This is a genomic window from Mycetohabitans endofungorum (genome assembly GCF_002927045.1).
GTDB lineage: Bacteria > Pseudomonadota > Gammaproteobacteria > Burkholderiales > Burkholderiaceae > Mycetohabitans > Mycetohabitans endofungorum.
Genome location: NZ_PRDW01000062.1, coordinates 1 through 1,370, shown reverse-complemented (window position 1 = coordinate 1,370; position 1,370 = coordinate 1). Strand labels below are relative to the sequence as shown.

Sequence of the window (1,370 nt, the reverse complement as noted above, 5' to 3'; positions counted from 1 at the left end):
TACGCCACCAGCCGCTTAGCCGAGCCCTCACCGGTTGCCAGCACCACCGCATCACGCACTTGCGGATGCGCCATTAAGCACGCTGCGATCTCACCGGGTTCAATCCGAAAGCCGCGGACCTTGACTTGCTCATCGTTGCGGCCCAAGAATTCCAGATTGCCGTCCGGTAAATAACGCGCCACATCACCGGTCTTATACAGCCGCGCATTAGCGTCCTCTGAGAACGGATCAGGCACAAAGCGCTCAGCGGTCAACTCCGGACGGTTCAGATAGCCGCGTGCGACCCCGGCGCCACCAATATACAACTCACCGACCGCCCCCAATGGCACCGGCTGCCCATGCGCGTCAAGCAGATAAACGCGCGTGTTCGCAATTGGTCGGCCAATCGGGACCTCACCGCTGAAGTCACGTGCACCATGCCATGCTGTGGCACAAACGGTTGTCTCCGTGGGGCCGTAGGCATTAAAGACCGTGCCTTGTTCAGCTAAGTCTCGAATCAACGTTGCACTGGGGGCTTCACCTGCCAGAATCAGCGTCAAGGACCAACCAAAGCTGGCCAAATCTGCGCCATGTTGAAGCAGTGCAGGCGGTAAAGTCGCGTGCGTAATTGCATGGCTTGCCAAATAGTCCCACAGCGCATGCCGATCATGCCGGGCCGTCTCGGGTGGCAGATACAACGCTGCACCGCTGCCAAAGGCCATCAAGATTTCGGAGGCACTCGCATCAAAGCTGAACGACGCAAACTGCACAATGCGGCTGGCTGGCTGCACGCCAAAACAGGCGATCTGCGCCAGAGCAAGGTTCACCACGCCCCGATGCTCGACCATCACGCCCTTCGGGGTGCCGGTCGAGCCCGACGTATAGATCACATACGCCAAATGCCGGGCCGTCAGGCCCGCCACCGACGGATTCGTGTCCGGCAACGCCGGCAGGATGGTCGGATCGAGCACCGTACACTCGGCCAGCGCCACGTCGCTCAGCGCAGCGCGCCCGGCCGCATCCGCGAGCACAATGTTCGGTGCCGCATCAGCCAGAATGTGCGCCAAGCGCTCACCCGGATACGCTGGATCGAGCGGCACATACGCGCCACCCGCTTTCAAAATCGCCAGCAGCCCCACCACCAGTGCGGGACTGCGCTGCACGCAGATCGCCACCCGCGCATCGGGCTTGACGCCCCACTCGAGCAACTGGTGCGCGAGGCGATTGGCCCGGGCATTCAGCTGCGCATAGCTCAGCGTCTGCGCTTCAAACACCAGCGCTGGCGCCTCGGGCGTGCGCTCGACCTGCGCTTCGAACAACTGGTGGATGCATAAGTGCGCCGGATAGTCCCGCTGCGTCGCATTCCACTCGACCAACAGCCGATGCCGCTC

1 protein-coding gene is annotated in these 1,370 nt (G+C 62.2%); it reads right to left on the bottom strand.

All coding sequences use genetic code 11. The annotated features are described in order from the left end of the window. A partial coding sequence (locus B0O95_RS15170; protein WP_146064134.1) for a non-ribosomal peptide synthetase occupies positions 1 to 1,370 on the bottom strand: 1,370 nt, incomplete at both ends.